The 23,643-nt window shown below is 71.7% G+C and carries 20 protein-coding genes; 10 read left to right on the top strand and 10 right to left on the bottom strand.

Annotation, left to right across the window (positions count from 1 at the left end):
- Positions 1–3: 3 nt before the first annotated feature.
- Positions 4–453 carry a MarR family winged helix-turn-helix transcriptional regulator gene (locus BLT23_RS20675; protein ID WP_090051442.1) on the bottom strand — a complete coding sequence of 150 codons (450 nt, stop codon included), beginning with the start codon at positions 451–453 and terminating at the stop codon, positions 4–6.
- Between the two features lie 58 nt (positions 454–511).
- Here BLT23_RS20675 and BLT23_RS20670 point away from each other — a divergent pair, with 58 nt between their 5' ends.
- Entirely contained in the window at positions 512–877 is a 366-nt protein-coding gene (locus BLT23_RS20670) for a VOC family protein (RefSeq protein ID WP_090051441.1), read from the top strand.
- Between the two features lie 84 nt (positions 878–961).
- Entirely contained in the window at positions 962–2,503 is a 1,542-nt protein-coding gene (locus tag BLT23_RS20665) for a sensor histidine kinase (RefSeq protein WP_342713682.1), read from the top strand.
- 24 nt (positions 2,504–2,527) lie between these two features.
- Here BLT23_RS20665 and BLT23_RS20660 read toward each other — a convergent pair whose 3' ends face one another.
- From BLT23_RS20660 to BLT23_RS20635, 6 genes are all read right to left on the bottom strand, one after another.
- Positions 2,528–3,115 carry a LysM peptidoglycan-binding domain-containing protein gene (locus BLT23_RS20660; protein ID WP_090051440.1) on the bottom strand — a complete coding sequence of 196 codons (588 nt, stop codon included), beginning with the start codon at positions 3,113–3,115 and terminating at the stop codon, positions 2,528–2,530.
- A gap of 243 nt (positions 3,116–3,358) precedes the next feature.
- Positions 3,359–4,759: a radical SAM protein gene (locus BLT23_RS20655; RefSeq protein WP_090051439.1), complete on the bottom strand. Its 1,401-nt coding sequence runs from the start codon at positions 4,757–4,759 to the stop codon at positions 3,359–3,361.
- Positions 4,759–7,269 carry a glycosyltransferase gene (locus tag BLT23_RS20650; RefSeq protein ID WP_245744069.1) on the bottom strand — a complete coding sequence of 837 codons (2,511 nt, stop codon included), beginning with the start codon at positions 7,267–7,269 and terminating at the stop codon, positions 4,759–4,761. Before BLT23_RS20650 ends, BLT23_RS20655 begins: the two co-directional genes overlap by 1 nt.
- Positions 7,270–7,370: 101 nt before the next feature.
- Complete coding sequence (locus tag BLT23_RS20645) at positions 7,371–8,246, bottom strand: CPBP family intramembrane glutamic endopeptidase (RefSeq protein WP_090051438.1); 876 nt, start codon at positions 8,244–8,246, stop codon at positions 7,371–7,373.
- A 152-nt stretch (positions 8,247–8,398) separates the two neighbouring features.
- The gene (locus tag BLT23_RS20640; RefSeq protein WP_245744068.1) at positions 8,399–9,625 is read right to left on the bottom strand and encodes a GDSL-type esterase/lipase family protein; all 1,227 of its coding nucleotides are present in this window, start codon (positions 9,623–9,625) and stop codon (positions 8,399–8,401) included.
- 34 nt (positions 9,626–9,659) lie between these two features.
- Complete coding sequence (locus BLT23_RS20635; RefSeq protein WP_218133805.1) at positions 9,660–11,135, bottom strand: IucA/IucC family C-terminal-domain containing protein; 1,476 nt, start codon at positions 11,133–11,135, stop codon at positions 9,660–9,662.
- 23 nt (positions 11,136–11,158) lie between these two features.
- On the opposite strand from BLT23_RS20635, the gene BLT23_RS20630 reads away from it, so the two are divergent.
- Positions 11,159–12,502, top strand: coding sequence for an IucA/IucC family protein (locus BLT23_RS20630; RefSeq protein WP_090051436.1), 1,344 nt, complete (start codon positions 11,159–11,161; stop codon positions 12,500–12,502).
- 54 nt (positions 12,503–12,556) lie between these two features.
- Here BLT23_RS20630 and BLT23_RS20625 read toward each other — a convergent pair whose 3' ends face one another.
- A complete protein-coding gene (locus tag BLT23_RS20625) occupies positions 12,557–12,904 on the bottom strand; it encodes a hypothetical protein (RefSeq protein ID WP_090051435.1) in 348 nt (115 codons plus the stop codon).
- A 177-nt stretch (positions 12,905–13,081) separates the two neighbouring features.
- On the opposite strand from BLT23_RS20625, the gene BLT23_RS20620 reads away from it, so the two are divergent.
- Genes BLT23_RS20620 through BLT23_RS20610 form a run of 3 tightly spaced genes read left to right on the top strand, consistent with a single transcriptional unit; the run spans position 13,082 to position 15,285 of the window.
- On the top strand, positions 13,082–13,612 hold the full coding sequence (locus BLT23_RS20620; protein ID WP_090051434.1) for an NUDIX domain-containing protein: 531 nt from the start codon (positions 13,082–13,084) through the stop codon (positions 13,610–13,612).
- Between the two features lie 43 nt (positions 13,613–13,655).
- The gene (locus BLT23_RS20615) at positions 13,656–14,636 is read left to right on the top strand and encodes a D-cysteine desulfhydrase family protein (protein WP_090051433.1); all 981 of its coding nucleotides are present in this window, start codon (positions 13,656–13,658) and stop codon (positions 14,634–14,636) included.
- 16 nt (positions 14,637–14,652) lie between these two features.
- Positions 14,653–15,285, top strand: coding sequence for a GTP pyrophosphokinase (locus BLT23_RS20610; RefSeq protein ID WP_425434401.1), 633 nt, complete (start codon positions 14,653–14,655; stop codon positions 15,283–15,285).
- 20 nt (positions 15,286–15,305) lie between these two features.
- Here the strand turns inward: BLT23_RS20610 and BLT23_RS20605 are convergent, their stop codons facing one another.
- Positions 15,306–16,127, bottom strand: coding sequence for a MerR family transcriptional regulator (locus BLT23_RS20605; RefSeq protein ID WP_090051432.1), 822 nt, complete (start codon positions 16,125–16,127; stop codon positions 15,306–15,308).
- A gap of 101 nt (positions 16,128–16,228) precedes the next feature.
- On the opposite strand from BLT23_RS20605, the gene BLT23_RS20600 reads away from it, so the two are divergent.
- From BLT23_RS20600 to BLT23_RS20590, 3 genes are all read left to right on the top strand, one after another.
- Entirely contained in the window at positions 16,229–17,152 is a 924-nt protein-coding gene (locus tag BLT23_RS20600) for an anti-sigma factor RsbA family regulatory protein (protein ID WP_090051431.1), read from the top strand.
- A gap of 216 nt (positions 17,153–17,368) precedes the next feature.
- Positions 17,369–17,722, top strand: a complete 354-nt coding sequence (locus BLT23_RS20595) for a DUF742 domain-containing protein (RefSeq protein WP_176946843.1) — start codon at positions 17,369–17,371, stop codon at positions 17,720–17,722.
- A gap of 51 nt (positions 17,723–17,773) precedes the next feature.
- Positions 17,774–18,187: a LapA family protein gene (locus BLT23_RS20590; RefSeq protein ID WP_090051429.1), complete on the top strand. Its 414-nt coding sequence runs from the start codon at positions 17,774–17,776 to the stop codon at positions 18,185–18,187.
- On the opposite strand, the gene BLT23_RS40830 is transcribed toward BLT23_RS20590, so the two are convergent.
- On the bottom strand, positions 18,141–20,756 hold the full coding sequence (locus BLT23_RS40830) for a helix-turn-helix transcriptional regulator (RefSeq protein ID WP_176946842.1): 2,616 nt from the start codon (positions 20,754–20,756) through the stop codon (positions 18,141–18,143). The genes BLT23_RS20590 and BLT23_RS40830 overlap by 47 nt on opposite strands.
- 280 nt (positions 20,757–21,036) lie before the next feature.
- On the opposite strand from BLT23_RS40830, the gene BLT23_RS40825 reads away from it, so the two are divergent.
- Positions 21,037–23,598 (top strand): AAA family ATPase, encoded by a 2,562-nt coding sequence (locus tag BLT23_RS40825; protein ID WP_176946841.1) that lies wholly within the window; start codon positions 21,037–21,039, stop codon positions 23,596–23,598.
- Positions 23,599–23,643 lie beyond the last annotated feature (45 nt).

The raw sequence follows: 23,643 nt of genomic DNA, 5'->3' as shown, positions 1-23,643 counted from the left end.
GCCCTATGCCGGGGGCGACAGCGCGTCGATGCACGCCGCCAGGTCCCGCAGCAGACGGGCCTGGCGGGCCTCCGACAGCGGCGCGAGCATCCGCTTCTCGACCGCGCGCACGGCGGCGCTCGCGGCCCGCAGCTGGACGCGGCCCGCATCGGTCACCTCGCTGGGCAGCGCGCGGCCGTGCTCGGCGGTCGCGGGGCGGGTGACCAGGCCCCTGTCCTGCAAGCCGCGCAGCACCAGGTTCATCGACTGGCGCGTCACGAAGACCGCCCTCGCCAGCTCCGCGTTGGACAGCCCCGGCCGCTGCGCCAGCACCTCCAGGCAGGAGTACTGCGACACCGTCAGGTCCAGCGGGCGCAACGCCGCCTCCATCTCGGCGCGCAACGCCGTCGCCGCCCGTTTGAGCATGTACCCCACCGCTTCGTCGAGCGGCCCGACCACCTCGGCTTGACCCATGTCAGCATCATGACATACCGTCTGGATGTCAGCACATTGACATACCTCAGGAGGCGTCATGACCGTGACCGGACCCGACTTCCTCGCGTTGCAGGTGCGCGACCTCGGCAGCTCGGCGGAGTTCTACGAGAAGCGGCTCGGGCTGCGCCGGGTGCCCGCGAGCCCGCCCGGCGCGGTGGTGTTCGCCACCACGCCGATCCCGTTCGCGGTGCGGGAGCCGCTGCCGGGCGTCGACCTGGACGCCGCCACGCCGCGTCCGGGCGTGGGCGTCGCGTTGTGGCTGCACGCGGAGAACGCGCAGGGCCTGCACGACGAGCTGGCCGCCGAGGGCGTCCCGGTCGTCACTGCTCCGTTCGACGGACCCTTCGGGCGGACGTTCGCCTTCGCCGACCCGGACGGCTACGTCATCACCGTGCACGGCTGACAGCCCCTTCCCGCGGCGGCTCTAGGATTGCGCTCCTCAACGCGTGTTGAGGACGGCGTCCTGCGTCGTGACAGGGGAGGTTCAGTGCGCACGGGTTCGGGTGCGGTGCCGGCGGGTCCGTCGTTGCGGCGGTGGTCGGTGTGGATCTCGATGGCGCTGGTCGCGGTGTTGCTGGGCGCCACGCTCGCGGTCCTGCTGGCCATCAGCCAGCTCTCCCAGGCGCGGTCGCGGCTGCTCGACGTGGTCGGGCCGGCCGTGGTGAGCGCGCAGCAGCTGGGCGCCGACCTGGTGGACCAGGAGAACGGCGTCCGCGGCTTCGTGCTGAGCGGCAGCGACGACTTCCTCAAGCCCTACCAGAACGGGCTCGACCGGCAGAGCTCCGCGCGGGCCACCGTCGCCGCGCTGAACACGCCGACGGTCGTGGCGGACCTCGACTCCCTGGACGCGGCGCTGGCCGGCTGGCGCACCGAGTACGCGGACCCCACCATCGCCGCCGTCCGCGCCGGAGCGCAACCGCCCGACGAGTCGGTGGGCAAGGAGCGGTTCGACGCGGTGCGCGTCGCCTTGTCCGCGCTCCAGGAGGAACTGGCCGAGGAGCGGGCACAGGGCAGGGCAGGGCTCAACGACTCGGCCACGAGCATGGCCGTCACCTGCATCATCGCGATGGCGGTCGTGCTGCTCGCGGTGCTCGGCTGCGTCGCGGCGGTGCTCATGCACGTCGTCGGTCCGGTGACCCGGTTGCGGCAGCACGTGGCGATGGTGGCGGGTGGCGACTTCGCCCACACCGTCACCGCCACCGGCCCGTCCGAGCTGCGCGAGCTGGGACGGGACGTCGACGTCATGCGCACCCGCATCGTCGACGAGCTCGACCAGGCCCAGAAGCGCAACGCCGCGCTGGACGCCGCCACGGCCGAGCTGCGCCGGTCCAACGCCGAGCTGGAGCAGTTCGCCTACGTGGCGTCCCACGACCTGCAGGAACCGCTGCGCAAGGTCGCGAGCTTCTGCCAGCTGCTGGAACGGCGCTACCGCGGCCAGCTCGACGAACGGGCCACGCAGTACATCGACTTCGCCGTGGACGGCGCGAAGCGCATGCAGCTGCTCATCAACGACCTGCTCGCGTTCAGCCGGGTGGGCCGCCACCGCGAGAAGCACGTGGTGGTGCCCGCGGCCGAGCTGGTCGAGGACGCCCGCCGCAACCTGGCGCAGGCGGTGGAGGACGCCGGCGCCACCATCGAGGTGGGCGAGCTGCCCGAGGTGCGCGGGGAAGCCCGTCTGCTCACCGCGGTGTTCCAGAACCTCCTTGGCAACGCGGTGAAGTTCCGCGGTGAGCAGGCGCCGCACGTGAGGGTCGACGCGGAACCGGGCGACGACGACAACTGGGTGTTCTCCGTGCGGGACAACGGCATCGGCATCGAGGAGCAGTACGCCGAACGGATCTTCGTCATCTTCCAGAGGCTGCACGGCAAGGACCGCTACGCGGGAACGGGCATCGGGCTCGCGATGTGCCGCAAGATCGTGGAGTACCACGGTGGCCGGATCTGGCTCGACACCGAGGTCACCGGCGGCACGACGATCCGGTTCACCCTGCCTCGCGCGAACGCGGAGATCCCCGCCGAACAGGACTGACTGGAAGGCCGGGCGTTCAGCCGGTCACTTCGTGGCGATCCTGTGGCCCACCTGGATGAGGTCCGGGTTGGTCAGGAACTGCGCGTTCTTGGCCACCAGGGCCTGCCAGCCACCCTCGATCTTCAGCTGCTCGGCGATGCCGGTGAGGGTGTCGCCCGCCTTGATCTCGTAGTCGCCGTCCGGGTTGCTCGTGGACGACGGTGCCACCGGCACCACCGGGACGGCCGCCACCGCGGCACGAGGCGTGTACTGCTGGTGGGTCTGCGGGGTGGTCTTCACCGTGGCGGAACGACCGCCGCAGGTCGGCCAGGCGCCGATTCCCTGAGTGCGCAGCACGTTCTCCGCCACGCGGATCTGCTCTTCACGGGATGCCTGGTCCGCGCGGCCGGTGCCGCCGTGGGCGCGCCACGTCGAGGGGCTGAACTGAAGCCCGCCGTAGTAGCCGTTGCCGGTGTTGATGGACCAGTTCCCGCCGCTCTCGCACTGGGCGATGCGGTCCCAGTCGACCGAAGGGGCGGCCGACGCGAGTGCGCCGCCAGCCAGGAGCACGGCGATCGCGGAGACGACGATGAGCAGGGCGCGGGTGGTGGCATTGCCACGAAGATGACTCATGGTCCTTTTCTCGCCCCGCCACGCTCTCGCCGCGAGCGGCGCCTGTCCGACGGGGACTTCGATCCGTGATACGGATCAAGGCAGCCGCTGGACAGGTGAGCGCACGGCTTGCCCTGGTGGTGCGACGACCTTTCGGCCGCTGGGCAGGACCGTAGAAAGCCCGCGCCGACTTCGCAGGGCCGGACGCGGGCAAGACCACCCGACCCGGTGACAATCAGCTCACCGAGGTTTCAACCCGCGCCGTCACAGCTCGGTGTTGATGATGGCTTCCACCAGCACTTCTCCGTCGCTGGTCAGCGTGATGCCGTCGGAGTCGGCCACGACCAGGCCGCGGTCGGCGAGCGAGGCGAACTTCTCCCGCCACGGGCTGTCGTGCAAAGACCGGTCATAACGGGCGCGGTGCAGGTCTTCGCGCACCGGTTGCAAGGTCGAGAGCGCCATCTTGACCGCCCGCGCCTCCTGCGCGTCCGCGTCGAAACCGGTGGCGGAGCCCAAGGGCACGCGCCCCTCCTCGACGGCTTTCGCGTAGTTCTTCCAGTTCACGTCGGTGATGGCCTCGGACGCGCGGCAGCTGGAGCTGCCGCCCAGGCCGATCGCGACCTCGGCCTCCTGCTTGTCCTGGTCCACCATGATGGACTTCCACTTCTCCGGACCGAGCCCGTCGCGGGCGAAGTACATCGTGGGGTGCTCGGTGTAGCCGGCGGCGCGCAGGCCGTCGGTGAGGATCTCCCGCATCCGGTACTGCTGAAGGAGGTCCGGCCAGAAGTGGCCGTTGCGGACGAGCCGGTCGCGGTACTCGGGCAGCTGCCACGGCGCCGGCCGCTCCCCCGCCACGCCGGTCCTGGTCTCGGCGTAGGACTTGAGGTGCAGCTTGGTGCACACGACGGCGGTGATCTCGTTCTCCAGCACCACGTCCAGGTCGCGCCGGACGCTGTCGACGGTCTGGTCCAGCAGGCCGTACATGAGGTCGATGCTGATCCACTCGAACCCGGCGGCCTGGGCGTTGCGCACGAAGTCGACGCACATCTCCGACGTGTGCTCACGGCCGCACTCGCGCAGCACGGGGTCGTCGAACGACTGCACGCCGCTGGAGAGCTTGGTGCAGCCCAGCTCCCGCAGCAGTTCGAGCTTCGGCACGGTGAACGTGCTGGGGTCGCCCTCGAACCGGATCGTCGTGTCCTCGGTGAACCCGAAGTTCTCCCGGTAGAAGTCGAGCAGGCGCCGGATCTGCTTCTCCGGCAACAACGACGGCGTGCCACCGAAGACGTTGAACTCGCCCACGGGCGCGTCGGCCAGCTCGGGGACCCGCTTCAGCCACAGCCGCGCCTCGCGGATGTTCCAGTCGACCCACTGGGTCAGCTTCTCCTCGGCCTGGCCGCCCTTGACCAGCACCACCGGGTACTGGCAGAAGCGGCACTTGTAGGCGCACGTGGGGATGTAGGACCACAGGTGGATCGGTGCGGTGCCGACGAGCTGGTCGCTCAGGTCGTCGAGGAAGTCCTCCACGCCGTAGCCGGGGACGTTGCCGGGGAAGACGTGCGCCCCGAACGGGTCCTCGGTGACGTAGTCGAGCAGGTGGGAGTTGGCGGGGTTCTGCAGCGCGGCCCACACCCGCGGTTCGCGCTCGGTCAGGACACCGGTCATCAGAACACGCCTCCGTTGCCGAAGTAGTTGTGGGCCTCTCCGGACTCGCGGTCCTCGCAGTAGTACTTCACGAACTCCGCGAACCGCTCCTCCGGCACGTCGGCGAAGCACTCCGGGAGTGGCGGCGGATAGCCGATGTCCTCGCCGACCGTCGCCCGCAGCCGCGCGAAGATCTCGTCGCGGAACTCCAGGTACAGCCGGTACGACGGCGTCTTGTAGGAGTGGATCGGCTGGAAGTCGGTCATGCTCATCTCGGCCTTGATCTCCGCCGCGCGTTCCCCCAGCCTGGCCGCGAGGTCCTGGCCGAAGAACGCCACCACCGCGTCGTCGTCCAGGAAGGACGGTGTGAGCAGGACGGGCAGGATGGTGTTCTTGGGCGTGAAGTCCTTGATGGAGAACTCCCACGCCTGCAACGCTTCCTCCTCGGTGAGGTCGGCGGTGCGCGGTGGCGCGTCGGGCCGGATGTCGCGCATGACGATGATGCCGTCGTTGCCGTAGGCCCTGCCGGTGATCACCTCGTCGAGGGCGTGGTTGACGCGGCGCGGGTTGATCTCGACCCGCGACTTCGGGGCGTAGGCGATGTCGTAGCCCGCCCCGCGGACCTTGATGCCGAAGTCCCAGTCGTCGGACAGGTGGTTGACGAACTTCCCGTCGCGCAGCTGGTAGAAGATCTCGATGCCGCCGACGCTCTCGTAGGCTTCGCGTTCGACGGCGAAGCCCTTGCCGTCCGGGAAACCGCCGAACAACGAGAACGTCACCGCGCGGCAGCGCAACGTGCGCTGGATCGCGTCCCAGAGTCTTGGCCTGCCCACGAAGTGCTCGTCGTTGTAGTAGTAGTCGCACACGCCGATGGCGGCCTTGTCCTTCTCCATCACGGCGAACAGCTCGGTGAGCCACCGCCGGTCGACCTTGCAGTCCGCGTCGGCGGAGACCAGGTAGAAGCGTTCGCCGGGGTCCTTGCGGTTGCGGCTGCGCTGCGCGGCGAACTCCATGCCCGTCCTGCGCGCACACGCGACGCCCTGCTCGCGTTCGCTGATCACGTGCACCGCGACCTTGGACGTCTCGGCGAAGGCACGGGCGAGCTCGACCGTGGCGTCCGTGGAGTTGTTGTCCACCAGCACGATCTCGTAGGTCTCGGGGTCGATGTCGTCCTGGTCGTGCAACGACCGCAGCACGTCCTCGATGTTCGCGGCCTCGTCGAACACCGGCAGCACGACGCTGAGCCGCACGCGTTCGCCCATCGGCGGCGGGAACAGCCCGCTCACCAGGTCCTCCGCGGCAGCGCGGTTGTGCATCCCGAGCTGTTGGTTGTGCGCCACCACTTCCGCCCGCCTCTCCGCGTTCGTCATGAGTTCCAGCACCCGCGCGGCGAACTCCCGCGTCGGCAGGTCGTGGGACAGGATGTCCAGGACAGGCGCTTCGAAGCCCGCGTACACCGTGTCGTAGAGGGCGTACCGGCTCGCGATGTACGGCACGCCCGCCGCTATCGCCTCGCCGATCGGGTTGCCGTAGCTCTCGTAGTCGTACGACGTCAGGAACGACACGACGTCGGCGTGCGCCAGCAGGTCGCGCACGGAGAACCCGTCTCCCGCCGACTCGCACGGTTCGAGCACGCCGCCGAACACCACGGGAACCCCGAGCTGTCCGGCCAGTGCGCGCAGCTTCGCGGTCTCGCCGGGGTCTTCCTCGGTGTCCCCGGCGACGAACAGCCACGTGTCCGGCAGCATCGCGACGAGGTGCAGGTCCCTGTCGACGCGCTTCTGCGGGATGATCCTGGTGAACCTGGCGACGATCCGCGCGTCCGGCGGGATGCCGTGGTGCTCGCGGAAGTCCGCGCGCCCCGGACGGCTCGGCGGGGTGAAGGTGTTCGGCAGCACGTCGAGGTTGCGCAGGTGCGGCATCCACTCCAGCGTGCGGCGCTTCGCCTCCTCGTGCAGCGCGAAGTAGTGGATGTGCGGCGAGTTCACCATCGGAGGTGTCGCCGGGTACGGGAAGCTGCCGTACTTGTCCGGTTCGCTCTGCCACATCAGGTCGTGGTCGCGCCACAGGACGTACCGGCCCAGTCCGTGGGTCGTGCCGTAGACCTCGATCGCCCGGTACAACGCCTTCGTGTAGGCGACGTTCTCGGGCAGCGTGCCGTTCTCGACCATCACCAGCGTGACGCCGCGGTCCTCCCAGGTCCGCACGATCGCGTCGGCGAGCCGCTCGACGACGTGGCCGGTGTCGGGGACGCGGTCGTGCCGGACGTCCTCCAGGGTCGCCGCGACGAACTCCTGGTCGTACCCGGCGATGTCGCGCAGGCCGTCGACCCGGTCCAGGGTGACCCAGTCCGGAACGCGTTCCTGCTGGTAGGGCTGGAAGAAACGGCCCTTGTCGGCCTTGATGTCGTAGCCGAGGTCGAGGTGGACCCCGAACCCCCTGCCCGCGAAGGACTTCGCGATCTTGATGAACTCCACCACCACACCAGACATGGCCGTGGCGTCGAAGGAGACACCCCAAAGGACGGGCACAGGCCGCTCCGCTCCGAGTGGTCAGCTCTTCCTCGAACGTAGCACGGAAGCGCTCTCAGCCCAGATCGCGTCTCAATCGGCGCAGTGGGTCGTGAATCCACTTAGGACGATCGGGGTCGTGGCCTGATCCTGGCGGTGCGCGCGGCCTGGCGAAGCAGTACACCGGTCGCGACCAGGCACACCAGCACGGCCGGCACACTCGCTTCGGGACCGAACGGTCCGCCGGTGAGCACCACCGGGCCGTCGAGCTCCAGGAGCAGCAGCCCGGACGGCTCGACGTCCGCGCCGGACAGCTCGACGCCGAAGACCCCGGCCTGGGCGAAGTTCCAGCCGAAGTGCAGGCCGATCGGCAGCCACAGCGACCGGGTCACGACGTACGCGGCGGCCAGCACACCGCCGCCGGTGAGCCCGACGGACAGCGCCGTCCACGGCGTCGCGCCGGTGTTGAGCAGGTGCGCCAGGCCGAACAGCGACGACGACACGACCACCGAGACCGCGGTCCCCGCCCGTTCCTCCAGCATCCGGAACAGCACGCCGCGGAACACGATCTCCTCCATCGTCGCGACCGCCGCCAGCACCCCGGCGACCCCCAGCACCCCGGAGAACGACCCCCACGTCACCCGGCCCCAGCCGTCGAGCATCCCGATCAGCGCGAGCACCGAGCAGAACAGCCACGCCCCGAGCGCCGCACCGCGGGCCAGACCGGCCCACCGGTGGCGCGGTGCCACCTCCAGCACGGTGTCCCTGCCCTCGACGACCCGCGCCAGCCACCGGTAGCAGGCCAGCCCGGCGACGGCGAGTCCCACCCCGGCGGGCAGCGCCAGCAGCGGCACCGGGGCGAGGCGCGACGCGACCTCCGCGACCGCGAGCAGCGCGGCGAACAGCGGCACGAACAGGACCGGGAACCGGAACCGGCGCACCCACCGCTCCCACCCGGACGGCTCGGCGCACACGCGGCGGGCGGCACTTCGTTGCATGACTCCGACTTCCTGGCTGTCAGCGGAAAACTCGTGCCGCTGACGCTAGAACCCCGGCGAGCACGGGAAATCCCACCCGGGAGGACACCTCGGGGTAGCTCTCACGGGGGACTCGCCCGCACCCCGCTCCTCCTTCCGGCCGGGATGACGCCTCAGCGGAACGCCTTCAGGTCGATGTAGCCCGCGATGGCCTGCTGCCCGGCGATGTTGGCGTGCACGCCGTCACCCGTGTCGTAGGGCGGGTGGATGCTGTTGGGCTTCGTCGGGTCGGCCAGCACCTGGTCGAAGTCCGTCAGCGACTCGCACGTGCCGGAGCAGTCGCTGCCCCGCCGCACGAAGGAGTTGACGGCGTGGCGGTCGACGTTGTTCTGGTCGCTGTAGCCGGGGCGGGGCGTGATCGGCGTGACGTGGACGGCCACCCCGGCGGTCCGCAGCCGGTCGAACACCGTGCGGTAGCTGGCGATGATGTCGGCACCCGAGCACCCGTTGGCGAGGTCGTTGGTGCCGTAGTAGTAGATGACGTCGGTGACGCCGTGCAGGTCCAGGACGTCCCGCTCCAACCGTGACACCGCGTCCAGGCCACTGATACCGGGAGCGTTCCCGGGACAGACGGCGCTGGTCGTGCCGTTGATGCCCGCGTTCGCGACGGCCAGCTGGGCGTGGGCGGGCAGCTCCGCGGCGAGCCGGCGGGCCAGGAAGTCGGTCCAGCGCTTGTTGGTGCCGATCTCGGTGCAGCCGGGACCGCAGTTCGTGCTGCCGATCCCGTCCACGACGGAGCTGCCGAACGGGACGATCACGCCCTTGAGCCGCGGGTTGAAGACGTCCACCGCGGTCACCACGTAGGTGGACTGGGTCTTCTGGCTGTACGGCTCGGCCTGCGCCGCGGTGTGGTCACCGGTGCCCGCCGGGGTCAGGTAGTTGTCCCGGAACGCCGTGTCGTGCCGGCCGGGGACCGCCTCCCCCGCCACGTACATGCTGACGGCGAGGTCCGTCCCGGCGGTCGTCCTCAGCGGAACCTGGTCGCTCCAGGTCGACGCGCCGGGTTGCAGCGTCACGGCGCGCCGGCCGCCGAACGTGAGGTCGCGGACGTCCGACACCTCCGCGCCGCCGCTGCTCAGGCCGACGGTGGTGTGGTCCAGCGTCAGCGGCCGCGTGCCGAACGTGTTCTGCACGCGCACCCGGACGGCGCTGCCGCCCTGGCTCAGGTGGGTGATCATGCGCAGCGACTGGTCGCGCACGGCGGGACCGAGGTTCTGCTGCGACTGGGCCCAGGAGGTGAACCAGACGGCGCGACCGGCTTCGGCCGCGGGGGTGGCGGGGGTGAGCAGGGATGCCAGGACGAGGACCGTGGGTGTCAGGGTGCGCCAGCGTTTCGTCACGTCCCAGCACGCTATTGGCGCGGGGAAAACGCTGTCAACGAAGTGGACCGTTCCTGTCCAGTGGGTTCGGGAAGTCGACATACCGGCTCGCGGCGCCCTCCGCACGCGCCCAGCGCAGCAACAGGTTCGCCTTGGCGGGCACGAACGGACTCTCCAGCAGGGACGTCAGCCGCTCCGGCCGGCCGAGGTCCCGCGCGCAGCCGAGGAACACCTCCCGCGCCTGCTCCCACACGTCGATGCCGGGGTGGCGCTCCAGCACCGCACCGGCGATCTCGACGAGGTGGTTCACGACGAGGCAGTACTGCAACCGCTCCCAGCCCTTGGTCTCCGACACCCCGCGAGCACTGCCCGGTCCGTCCACTGAGGACAGCAGGTCGGCGTGGCGCGGCAGCAGCCGCATCCCCTCGGGGTCGCGGAAGATCGCCTGCACCGGCATCCCCCCGGCGTCCACTCCGACGAGGACGTTCTGCAGGTGGCACTCCATCACCACGCCGTGCGCGAAGAAGGCGTGCAGCACAGGGGGAACCACGACCGAGACGTACCGCCGGAACCACCTCAGCGCGGCGTCGGGGTCCAGGCCGTCCACCGGGTTCCCCTCGAACCCCTCGCTGATCCCCGCCGCCAGCAACGGGGTCACGCCGGGCAGCACGTGCTGCCGGAGGCCGTCCCGCACCACGACGGCGAGACCCTCGTGGCAGCTCGGCGAGGTCCGGTAGCCGCGGTCGACCATGAACGCGCTGCCGGGGTGCACCGCCGAGACGTCCTCGAACACCGGTCTCAGCAGGCGGGCCAGCGGCGGGATCCACCTCAGGTCGTGCGCCCACAGCCGGCGCACGTCGTTGGTGATCCGCACGTCGAGGCTGAACTTGTAGAACAGGTCGGCGGCCGGGTCGTAGACCGTGCGCACCGACGACGTCGGCCACACCTCGTGGTCGGCCACCTCCGCCTCGACGCCGAGCAGCGAGAGCTGCCACGGGTGGGCGAGCAGCACGCCCTCCGGCAGCGGCACGTCACCGTCGTCGGTGAACGAGCCCTCCAGGTGCGCCAGCGAGAAGCGGGCGTGCACCTCCGGCGCGTACGGCAGCCACTCGGCGGGCGGGAGGCCACCGCGGTCCTTCGGCGCGGGGTGGTAGCGGTGCCCGGCGACGAGCGCCTGCTCGGACCGCTGGTAGAGGTCGGCGGGCGGGGCCGGGCGGGCGGCGAGCACGGCGGCGACGGCCGCGCGGGACCCGGCGACCTCGTCGAGGAACCCCGGCGGCGGGTCGCCCAGCTCCTCGCCGGTGAGCACGGCCAGCTCGTGCCACGAGACAGGCCGCCAGGTCCCGGCGAACATCTCGGGCTCGGTGGGCCAGCGCCCCTCCTTCGCCCGCAGCCGCACGCCCGTGCGGGGCAGCAGCAGCGTCCCGTCCGGCTCCCGCACGGCCACCTCGCGGCGCAGGCAGTTCAGCAGGGCCGTCGTGGTGACGCCGTCGGGGTCGGTGCTGCTGGCTTCCACGGTGCTCGCTTCCACGGTGGCCCGCTTCCCTGAGGGGAATGTGTCAGGATCTGATCATTCTCACGCAGACGCCGATCGAAACGGAGTTCGCCGCCGCGCTGGACGACGATCGTGCCGGGAGATTCCTCGCGGCGCTGCCGGGAGCGCGTGCGGCGGTACTCGCGCGCCTGCGCCGTGCGGTGGCGGTCGAACCGTTGCCGCAGGTCAGCGTGGACCTGGACGACTTCTCCCACCCTGTCGAGCTGCTGCGGGCGCTGCGCTGGCCCCGGTCGGAGAACCTCGTCTCCGAGGTCGCGCACAGCGTCGCCGGACTGGCGCTGTCGCGCACCGCCGCCCCGCTCACGACGCCGTTCGCCGACCGGTCGCTGACGGAGCACGAGCAGAGCGTCGTGGACGGCCACCCGCTGCACCCGTGCTGCCGCAACCGCACGGGGTTCACCGCGCTCGACCACCTCGCGTACGGGCCGGAGCACCGGCCCGTCGTCGGGTTGCGGCTGCACCCGGCGAAGGACCACGTCGTGTTCGGCGACTGGCCGGCCGAGCTGACCGACGGTGACCACGTCCTGCTGCCGGTGCACCCGTGGCAGGCCGGACGCCGCAAGGTGGCGAGCGCCGGGACGTTGGACGCGAGCCCGCTGATGGCGCTGCGGACCCTCGCGGCCGGGCCGTGGCACGTGAAGACGACGCTGAGCGCCCAGATCACCTCGGCCGTGCGGGACATCTCCGCCGAGTCGATCGCCACCGCCACGACGGTGTCCGGGTTCCTCGCCGGGGTCGTCGAGGGGATCGAGCTGCAACCCAACCGCGCGTCCGCCGCGGTGCTCACGAACGGCGAGCCGGACCGCGGGCTGGGCGTGATCCTGCGGGACGCGCCGGTGCCCCGCCCCGGCGAGACGCTCCTGCCGCTGGCCGCGCTGCGCCTGTCCCCTCCGCCGGACCCGGTCGCCTGGCTCGCGGAGTTCGCGCGGCTCACCGTGCCGCCGCTGATGACGCTGCTCGCCCGCGGCGTCGCGCTGGAGGCGCACGAGCAGAACCTGCTGGTGGGGCTGGTCGGCGGACGGCCGAGCCGGGTGGTCTACCGCGACCTCGCGGACATCAGGGTGAGCCCCCGCCCCGACCTGCCCGCCCGGCTGCACGCGAGCCCCGAGGCGTTGCGCGCCAAGACGTTCGCCACGTTCTTCGCGACGGCGGTGGCGGGGCTGGTGGAGGCGTTCGACGCGCCGGACGCCGAGCTGTGGCAGGTCGTGGCGGACGCCGTCCCCGCCACGCCGGACCGGCACGCGCTGCTGCACGAACCGCTGCCCGCGAAGCCGCTCACCCTCATGCGGCTGGACCCGGCCACGACGGCGTGGGCGTGGCTGCCCAACCCGTTCCGATCCTGAACACGGCGACATGACCGGACCACCCCGTGGGCCGGCCTTCGCGACGTGGAGCTGTCAGGCCCTCCAGCGCCGGGACGCCTCGACCACCTCGCCGACCGCACGAGCGAGGCTTCCGTCGGCGTCGACGTGCGGCTCGTACCCGGCGGGGAGCGGCTTGGCCACCTCGACCGGCTTCTCGTACGTGTCGCTGTCTTCCCAACGCAGCCTGCGCGCCGTCTTCACGAAAGCGATCGCGGCACCCAGCAGCAGCACCCCGACCACGGCAGGCCACCAGACGGCCTCCGCGATCGCGATGGCGAACTGGACCTGGGCCACCACGACGAACACGACGGTCAGCATGACCACCGACCACGGGGCCGATCTGCCGTCGTGTCTGCGCTTGGCGGCACCGGTTGCCCCCATTGGCGTCACCTCCACCGATGTTGCCTCGGACATCGGCGATTGATCGCACGGAGTTACACCGCTGAGCGTACTGCTTGTTCGTTTGGTCGCGCACCGTCATCGCCCGGCGGCCGCTCACCAGCGCCGAACGGCAGCCGCTCCGGTGCGTGATTCACCCTGTGGTGTGATCATCGGACGATGTCCGCCCAGCACGCGGGAGACCCCGCGACCTTCGCCGCCGACGTCCTCGACGAGGGACCGGCCGAGATCGAGTTCGAGCCCGGCGTGGCGTCGCGGCGGCCGGTCAAGACGAGCGCGGCCGGAGCACTGGTCCGCGACTCGGCCGGGCGGGTGCTGTTCGTCGTGCCGGTCTACAAGCCGGTGCTGGACATCCCGGGCGGCATGACCGAGGACGACGAGTCGCCCAAGGCGGCGGCGCTGCGCGAGATCCGCGAGGAGCTGGGCCTGGACGTCCGGCTCGGACGGTTGCTGGTGGTCGACTGGACCCCGCGCAACGGCGTCTGGCGCGACTGCCACCAGTTCGTCTTCGACGGCGGCGTCGTGGACGGCGCGGTGGCCTGCGACCCCGAACTGCGCGGCGTGGAGTACCTGACGCTCGACGACGCCCGGCCACGCATCTATCCGTCCCTGCACCGGCGGCTCACGCTCGCCGTGACGGCGCTGGAGAGCGGCACCACGCGCTACGCCGAGTTCGGCCGCGAGACCTGAACCGTCCACCTTGGACCGGCGGGCACGCCCTAAGCTCACGGGCATGGACCTGAGCGCGTTCCCCCGAGTCGCACTGGGCAGCTGGCCGACCCCGCTCGACGACGCCCCTCGGCTCACGGCGGCGCTCGGCGGCCCTCCGGTCCTGCTCAAGCGCGACGACGTCAACGGGCTGGGCGCGGGCGGCAACAAGCTGCGCAAGCTGGAGTTCCTGCTCGGCCGCGCCCTCGCCGACGGTGCGGACACGGTCATCACGTTCGGCGCGTTGCAGACCAACCACGGCCGCCAGACCGCGGCGGCGTGTGCGAAGCTCGGCCTGCGGTGCGAGCTGGTGCTCACCGCCAAGGTGCCGATGGACGGCGACGCGTACGAGCGTTCCGGCAACATCGTGCTGGACCACATGTTCGGCGCCACCGTGCACGTGTGCGCGAACGCCGAGGAGGCCGACGAGGTCTACGCGCGGGTGAACCACGACAAGGCCGTGACGCTGCCGGTCGGCGGTTCCAACGGCCTGGGCACCCTCGGCTACGTCGCGGCGGCCGCCGAGCTGGTGGACCAGCTGCACGACCGCGGCATCGGCGCGGCGAGGATCGTCGTGCCGCAGGGCAGCGGCGCCACGGCGGCGGGCATCGCGCTCGGCACCGAGCTGCTCGGCTGGCCCGGCACCGTCCACGCCCCGAGCGTCTCGCACCCCGCCGCGGAGACGGAGCAGGAGCTGCGCGCCCTGGCCACCGAGGCCGCCGCCCTGCTCGGCGCGCCCGCGCCGGAGCTGTCCCACGTCACCTTCACCGACGACACGGTCGGACCGGGCTACGGCGTGCCGACGCCGGAGATGTGGGACGTGCTGAAGCTCTTCGCCGAGACCGAGGGCGTGCTGCTCGACCCGGTGTACACGGGCAAGGCCGCGGTGAAGCTCCGCGAGATCGCGGCACACGGCGACACGCCGGTCGTGTTCCTCCACACGGGTGGACTTCCCGGTTTCTACGGGTACGCCCCGCAAGCGGTCGCGCGGTTCGGTCCCCGATGATCAGTACGCTGGTGTGGTGACCGACCTGGCCGACGACCTGAGCCTCCTGCGCGACCTCGAACGGCGTTTGCTCGTCTACAAGTTCGCCATCGAGGAGCTGATGACGAAGCTGCGCATCCTCAGCGAGGAGTTCGACTCGGTCCACCGGCACGACCCGATCGAGCACATCACCAACCGGGTGAAGAAGCCGGAAGGAATCCTGGAGAAGCTGCGGCGCAAGGGTTTCCCGCTCGACCTGGAGTCGATGGGCGACGTGCTGGACGACATCGCGGGCGTGCGCGTCATCTGCCCGTTCGTCTCGGACGTCTACCGCGTCAAGGAGATGCTCGCGCGCCAGCACGACGTGGAGATCCTGCGCACCAAGGACTACATCGCCACGCCGAAGCCGAACGGGTACCGCAGCCTGCACCTCATCGTGCGCATCCCGGTGTTCCTGTCGGACCGGGTCGAGCTCGTGAAGGTCGAGGTGCAGCTGCGGACCATCGCGATGGACTTCTGGGCGACCTTGGAGCACAAGCTGTTCTACAAGTACGAGGACAGCCCGCCCGCGGACTTCGTCGACGAGCTGATGTCGTCGGCGATGATCGCGGCGCAGCTGGACGAGCGGATGGAGTCGTTGCACCGGCGCATCCACACCGACGACCGCTGACCGGCCACGCCGCGCTCATGTCACGGCTTGGTGATCTCCAGCTGCAGCTCGGTCAGCCAGTCGGCCGGGTCGCCCTCGCCGTAGTTCAGGTACACCTCGCGGGCGAACCCGTTCTGCTTGTACCCGTGCGCCTCGATCCACGCCGCCACGGCCTGGTAGGTCACGTCGACGTCGTCCATCGCCCCGCGGTGCACGACCGTGGCCGCCTCGGTGAGCGCGGGCAGGTCCACGACCTCGAAGCCGTAGGAGGGCGACGGCTCGACGGTGACGGTCACGCCGGCGTGCACGAGGACCTCGTCGCCGGGCGCGGGTTCGTAGGTGGCGATGCCGCACCCGGACGGTGTGACGCCCGCGCGGCCCAGCCGTTCGAACAGCTGCGGGTAGAGCGGCTGGATGACCGGGCCGATGTCCTGCGGGTCGTAGGACGCCGCGGTGGCGCTCAGCCGGGCGACGCGGACGGCGGGGACGGGTTTCACGACGATCTCGTCGGCGGGCATGGTGCCCTCCCTCTCGATGGCGCGGAGACGTGCCTCGACCCGGCGCAGGCGCGCGGTGTCGGCGGCGATCTGCTGCCGCAGCTCGGCTCGTCGCAACGACAGCATGCCGTGCAGCTGCTCGACGGGCAGTTCCTCGTCGAGCACGACCCGCACCTGGTCGAGCGTCAGACCGAGGTCCTTCAGCGCGACGAGGCGGTTGAGCCGCTGCAGCTGGGCGGCGGTGTAGAAGCGGTAGCCGGTCGACGGGTCGACGCGGGCGGGCGGCAGCAGGCCGGTGGCGTCGTAGTGGCGCAGCATCCGCACCGACACCCGGCCCAGGTGAGCGAAGTCTCCGATGGTGAACATGACTGGTCCTGTGTAGGGGCTGACACGGTGTGAGGGTCAAGAAATGATGGTTTGAGCGGCCGCTCGGGTGGACACCCTGGGAAGTTGACGAGAGGTGGCACATGACGTTCGCACATCCGGCGCTGTTCTACTCCGACGAGGAGTCCTACATCGACGGCACGGTCCCGTTCGTGGTCGAGGGCCTGGCGAACGGCGAGCCCGTCGCCGTGGCGGTGCCCAGCAGGAAGCTCGAGCTGCTGCGGGAGGCGCTGAGCGGGTTCGCACACCTCGTCACCTTCCTCGACATGGCGGACACCGGCCGCAACCCCGGCCGGATCATCCCGGATCTCCGCGCGTTCGCCGACCGGCACCGCGGGGCCGTCCGGATCATCAGCGAACCGGTCTGGGACCGGCGCACCGACGTCGAGTACCCGGCCTGCACGCTGCACGAGGCGCTCGTCAACTACGCCTTCAGCGGTCGCGACCTGAGCATCCTGTGCCCGTACGACACGTCCGCGCTCGGCCACGAGGTGCTGGCCGACGCCGAGAAGACCCACCCGGTCGTGATCGACGCGGGCGGGCACCGGCCGAGCGACCACTTCCACCCGGCGCGGGTGGTCGTCGCCGCGCACTCGCTGCCGCTCACGATCCCGGTGGACGCGGTGAGCACCTCGGTGGGCGCGGGCGCGATGGCGGCGGTGCGGTCGTTCGCCCGCGAGCAGGCGGTGCGGCTGGGCCTTTCGGCGGCGCGGCTCGACGACTTCGCGCTCGCGGTGACCGAGCTGGCGACCAACAGCGTCCGGCACGGCGGCGGCCAGAGCACGGTCCGGGTGTGGACCGAAAACGAAAGCATTGTTTGCCAAGTCAACGACAACGGACACATCACGGATGTTCTCGCCGGACGCACGCCTGTTCACGCAAACGAACCAGGCGGTCGCGGTCTGTTGCTTGTCAACCGTTTGGCGGACCTCGTGCGCACCCAAACGACGGCGACGGGCACTGCAATCCAGGTCAGATTCGATCTGGGTGACAAAAAGGCAACGTGATCGACATACATTTGGGCGACTTCGTTATAGCTTGGGCACGTGCACGACGAGGAAGCGACGGAAATCGGTTACACCGGGGCGCGATTCGGATCCCCGGCGACCCGCAGACGGCTGAAGTCGGACGAGCGAGGTGACTCGCACGGCTCGGACACGCAGCAGATGCCCGTTCAGCAACCGTTGCGCCAACGCCCACCGGAGCCGCCACCGGAGTGGCCGATGCAGGAAGAAGAACCTCCCGGCGTTCCCGCGCGGGACAGCTCGCTGATCCGTCCGTACGCGCGGACGGGCGGCCGCACGACGGCCCGCCACGACCTGCGCCTGGAGACGCTGCTCTCGACCGACGAGGAGCGGCTGCACCAGGCGAACAACGACCAGGCGGCGATGATGCGGCTGTGCCTTCAGCCGCGGTCGGTCGCCGAGATCTCGGCGCTGATGAAGATCCCGCTCGGCGTCACGCGGGTGCTGCTGAGCGACCTGATCACGCTGAACCTGGTCGCGGTGCACGAACCGGGCGCCCAGCCGAACATGGCGCTGCTCGAACGCGTGCTCGCCGGTCTGCGCCGGCTGTAGTCCCCCGTTCGCCAGCGGGCGCGACGACGGGAGGTCGCCGATAATCGGCGGGTGGCGACCTCCAGCGACGAGACCCCGAAGGCCCCGGTCACCGAGCCGATCCCGGCGGGCAGGCCCGGCAGTCCTCCTGCCACCGTCCCGCCGGCGGACCTGACGGCCCCGGACACCCCGCGCGAGTCGACCCGTCCCACCAGAACCAGCGGGACGTGGGTCGCCGTGCTGGTGGCGATCGTCGTGCTGATCTTCCTGCTGGTGTTCATCCTGCAGAACCTGGGCACGACGACGATCCACTTCCTGTGGGGCGAGTTCAGCCTGCCGCTGGGCGTCTCCCTGCTCTTCGCGGCGATCGGCGGGGCGCTGCTGGTCGCGGTCGTCGGCGCGGCCCGCATCCTGCAGCTGCGCCGTCAGGCCAAGCGGCTCACCGGTCGTCCCTCGTCCGCATCACCAGCTCGACCCGAGAGCTGATCCCGAGCTTGCGGAAGATCTTGCGCAGGTGGAAGTTCACCGTGTGCGGTGACATGAACAGCTGCGTGGAGATCTGCCGGTTCGTCTGTCCTTTCGCGACCAGGTTCGCGATGGCGCGTTCGGTGTCGTCCAGGCCCGACCACCCGGACGCGGGACGCGCGGGTTCGGCCCGGCGGCGCCGCCCGAGCTTGCGCAGCCTGCCCAGCACGCGGGCGCTGTCGCGGGACGCGCCGATCTCCCGGTACAGCGAGAGAGCGCTTTCCAGGGCCCTCACCGCGGCGGCGCGGTCGGTGAGCAGCACGCCGAGGTCCTCCGCGGCGTTCGCCCGCGCCCACCGGTCGCCTTCCTGCTGTGCGGCCAGCTCCAGCGCGGACGGGTCGGCGTCGAGCAGGCCGCGGGCGTGCAGCGCGGCCGCCGCGAGCGCCCGGAACCCGGGGTTGTCCGCGGCCAGTTGCTCGACCCTCGCGACGACGGACTTGGCGAGCCCGGAGTCGCCCGCCTCCAGCGCCCTGCGCACGAACCACCCGGCGGCACGGGGTTCCTCGGCGAAGAGCCCGGACGACACCAGGTCCGGGTACTCGTCGGTGAGCAGCGCGAGCGCCTTCTCCAGCCCCGACTCCACGTAGGTGACCAGGACGTCGGTCCACTGGTAGAAGGCGTGGGAGAACACGATCCCGTCGGCGGGCACGCCGTGGCGGTAGCGGTCGACGTGCTCGACCGCGGCCGGCAGGTCACCGGTGTGGATCGCGACCAGCGCGAGCACGGCCAGCGCGGGCGCCACCAGCGCGGTGTGGCCCGTCTCCTCCGCCGCGGTCAGCGCTGCCCGCGCCTCGACCGCCGCCTCCTCGATCCGCCCGGCCTGCAACAGGGTCCTGGCCTGCACGACCTCGATCAGGATGCCCTTGGTGACGACGGCGGACGTCCCGCTGCGCGCCCGGCGCAGCACGCTGTCGGCCTCGGCGAGCTCGCGCAGCCCGCCCAGCACGGTCGCGAGCAGCAGCTGCGGGTAGGCGCTGAGCTCCTGCGAGGTCACCGACCGCGCGGCCGCGCGGGCCAGGTCCAGTGCCGCGCCGGGCTGCCCGGTGTCGCGGGCGATCGCGGCGAGCACCGCGAGCGCCGTCGCGAGCACGTCGTCCGGCGTCCCCTGGTGGGTGCGCACGACGTCCTCCGCCAGCTCCTCCGCGCGGCGCCGGTCGTGGCCGAGCAGCGCCATCATGCGCACGATCTCCACCCACGGCACGAGCTGCGGCATCAGGTCGGGCTCGTGCAGCAACGCCTCGGAGAGCTCCGCCGACTCCGCGTGCCGCGCGGACAGCAGCGTCGTCGTGGCCACGCAGTGCCGCAGCCGGGCCGACGCCTCCGGCGAGACCTGGCGGGACAACGCGTCCTGCGCGAGCGCTTGCGCCGCGGCGAGCTTGCCCGCCGCGGTCAGCGCGCGGACCGCGATGACGGTGCGGTCGAGCAGGGACGGCGAGGACTGGTCGGTGAGCTCCAGCGCCCGCACCGCGAGCTCGGCGGCGGCGTCGGGAGCGGTGAACAGCACGGCGAGCGCGGCGGTGACCAGTCCGTCGATCGACCTCACGTCACCGCGCTGGGCGCCGTGCAGCAGGTGCCCGGCGGCCAGGACGGCGGAGTCGCCGCGGCCCAGCAGCATCTCGCCCGCCTCGCGGTGCAGGGCACGGCGCACGGGCGGCGGCACGGACTCGGCGACGAGCCGCCAGAGCAGGTCGTGCCGGAACGCGAGCTTGTCCTCCAGCGACGTCACGACGCCCGCGCGGATGACCTCGTCCAGCGCGGGCAGCAGGATCGCGGTGCTGGTCGCCAGCATCTCCGCGACGTCGGCGGGCTCGAAGCGCCGCCCGAGGACGGAGGCGACCTGCAACAGGTGCCGCGCCTTGCCGCTCAGCGACTGGCAGCGGCCGAGCAGCAGCGCCTCGGTGCGCAGCGGCGGGCGGCCGGAGCGCAGCGAGGCGTTGCCGGCGACGACCTCGACGAGGCCGTCCTCGCGCAGGGCGTCGACCAGGGCGACCAGCTCGGCGGGGTTGCCCAGCGCGGTCGACGTGAGCGCCCGCAGGTCGTGGTCGGGGACCCCGCCCGCCAGGTCGGCGACGAGGTCGGTGACGACCTCCTCCGGCAACGGCCGCAGGTCGATCCGGACGGCACCGCGGGCCAGCGCGGCGGCGAACAGGCGGTCGGCGCCCTCGCCGGAACGGCGGGCGAGCAGCCAGACGACCTTCTCGTGGGTGGAGGCGGGCAGCAGGGACCGCAGCGCCGCGAGCGTTCCCGGCTCGGCCAGGTGGAGGTCGTCGAGCAGGACGAGCGCGGGACCGTCCGGCTCGCGTTCTGCCAGGCGCGCCAGCAGGAACGGCTGGTCCAGCTCGTCCCGGGCGGTCGCGACCTCGAAGCCGCGGCGGGCGGCCAGCGCGGCGGCCTCGGCGAGCAGCCGGGTCTTGCCCGTTCCCGGTGCGCCGTCGACGAGCACCACACCGGTGCCCGAGTCGAGCACCCCGCGCAGCAGCTCCCGTTCTGCCCCACGGCCGCGGAACACCCCGTCCCGATTCCCGGACACCCATTTTCCTTTCGCTCCGCGAGGGGCGGAGAACGACTTCCTCATTACCACGACGCCCCACCCGGCGACCAGCCCCGGGACAGCGTCCTGGGCCGTTGGGACGATCACGCGGGGAGTCCGTGCGGCTGCCGCTACCCATTCGGGTAGTTGCCCGCGGGATCATACGTGCAGGACCCCTGTTGAGACGCCTCCCGCCCGGCGAGCTTTACCTGGGCAAGCGGCCCTCTTTCTCCTAGCATCAATTCCGCTGATCCATTCGGCCACCGATTGTGGAGAGATCTTGGGAAACCGGCTGAATGCGTGGTGCGCCGGAATCAGCGAACAGGTGACGCCGGGCACGACCACCGTCGTGGAGGGTGCTCCCGGCACGGGCAGGACGACCGTGCTGGACGACCTCTCCTCCCGCTGGCGGGGCCACGTCCTGCGGGCCCGGTGCAGCGCCCTCGACGGCGACCTGCCGTTCGGGGTGGTGGCCCAGCTCTTCGACCTGGTGGACCCGGACCTCGTGCCGCCGGAGGCGGTGGGCGCGGTGCGGCTGACCGCGCGGACGGCCGACTTCGCGGTGCTGCACGGCGTCTACCGGCTGGCGGCGGCGCTGGCGGGTCAGGCGGACCTGCTCGTCGTGGTCGACGACGCGCAGTGGGCCGACGCGGCGTCGTGGCGCTGGCTCGCCTACCTGGCGTTGCGGATCCAGCGCCTGCCCATCGCCCTCGTGCTGACGCTGAGCACCGGGGAGCGCTGCGACGACCCGTCGCACGCCGAGGTCATGGCCGTCGGCAGGCGCGTCGTGCTGGAGGACCTCTCCCCCGAGGCCGTCGCCGACGTGGTCACGGCGTCGCTCGGCCGCCCCGCTCCCGCGTTCACCGCCGCGTGCCTGGCCGTGACCGGGGGCAACCCGCTGGCGGTGACGCGGCTGGTGGCGGCACTGGCCGAGGAGGGCGTGGCTCCGGACGAGGAGTCCGCGTGGCGGGTCGCCGAACGCGGCGCGCAGGTGCTGGGCGAGATCGCGGTGGCCCGGTTGCGCCGCCGTTCCGCCGCGGTCGTCGTCACCGCGCACTGCCTCGCGGTGCTCGGGCCGGACCCGCACCCCGCCGTGCTGGCCGACCTGACCGGGCTGGGGCCGCTGGAGCTGGCGGAGGCCAGGCGCTGCGCCGGGCTGCTCGGCGTGGCGGGGCAGGCGGTGCTCGACGACCTGCCCGCACCGGCACGCGCCGACCTGCACCTGCGTGCGGCGCGGTCGTTGCGCGCGCACGGCGCACCGGACCGGGCGGTGGCGGACCACCTGCTGGAGACCTCGCCGGGACTTCCGCCGTGGGCGGCCGAGGTGCTCGACCGGGCCGCGCAGGAGGCGGTGAACCAGGGCGACACGCCCGGTGCGGCACGGTTGCTGTGGCGGGCGTTGCGCGAGCCGGTGGCGAACCCGTCACGGGCCCTGCGGTTGCTGGGGATCGCCGAGCTGGTCGGCAACCTGCCCGGCGCGACGGCACGGCTGCGTGAGGCGTTCGAGTCCGATGTGGACGAGGAGGAGACGGCGGTGGCGCTGTCGTACGCGCTGCACGCCGAGGGGAACGCGGCCGAGGTGCCCGCGGTGCTGGCCGGCGGGTCTCCGCTGGCGCGGGCGCACCTGGTCGTGCACGGCCTGGCGTGGCAGGAAGCCGTGCCGTCGCAGGTAAGTCTGGACACCCCGGCCGGAGTGCTGCACCACGTGATGGTGGGGGACATCACGGCCGAGGAGGCCGTGTCACGGGTGTCCGCCGGTGAGATGGTGCCGACGGACGTGCTGTCGTCGTTGACGTCGGCGATGACGCTGAACCTCGCGGACTCGCTCGACGAGGCGCTGGCCGTGCTGGACGACGTGGACCGCGCGCAGGCCCCGCCGTTGCGGGCGCTGACGTACGTGATGCGCGCGAACGTCCAGCGCCGCAAAGGAGATTTGGTCTCGGCGCACGCCGACCTCGAACTGGCGGAGGACCACCTGCGGCAGGACCGGCGCTGGCACGCGGTCTCGGTGTGGCACGCCGCGCTGCTCGCCGACATCCTGCTGGAGGAAGGCCGTCTGGACGAGGCGGAGGCGCTGGTCGCCGAGTCCTCGACCGACGAGGCGCGTCGCGTCTGGCAGTACGCCGCGCTGCTGACCGTGCGAGGGCGTCTGCTGACGGCACGGGGCGAGGACCGCGAGGCGCTGGAAGCGTTCCTGGCGGCGGGACGGCACTGCGCGGCATGGCCGTACCGCAACCCGGCCCCGCTGGCGTGGCGCTCCGGCGCGGCCCTGGCGTGCGCGGCGATCGGCGACTCCGAACGGGCGCGGGATCTCGCGTCGGAGGAGGTCGAGCTGGCACGGGCCTGGGGCGCGCCACGGGCGTTGGGCATGGCGTTGCGCGCGGAGGGCCGGGTGACCGCGGGCGCGGCGGGACGCACGGTGCTGGAGGAGGCCGTGCGGGTGCTGCGAGGCTCCCCCGCCCGCCTGGAACTGGCGCGGGCGCTGGTGGACCTCGGCGTGGTGGTGCGGCGGCAGGGCGACACGGCCGGTGCCCGCGCGTGCCTGCGGGACGCGGTCGACCTCGCGCAGAAGTGCGGCTCCACCGCGATGGCCGCGCGGGCTTACTCCGAACTGGTGGCGACGAGCGCCGGACCTCGGCGGATGCGCCAGACCGGGCCCACCGCGCTGACCCCGGCCGAGCACCAGGTGGCGGAGCTGGCCGCGCGCGGCCGTTCCGACGAGGAGATCGCGTCGGTGCTGCTCATGCCCGCGGACGCGGTGGCGGCGCTGCTGCCGGGCATCTACCGCAAGCTCGGCGTGGGCGGCCGTTCGCAGCTGTCGAATGCTCTGTTCGTGGACTAGTTCGGACCCGTTCGGCCGATAGGCTCCTTAGGGCGTTCGGCCTAT

The organism is Lentzea fradiae (genome assembly GCF_900100955.1).
GTDB classification, from domain to species: domain Bacteria; phylum Actinomycetota; class Actinomycetes; order Mycobacteriales; family Pseudonocardiaceae; genus Lentzea; species Lentzea fradiae.
Note: the sequence above shows the minus strand (reverse complement) of the source record. Positions and strands in the feature narration are given on the sequence as shown.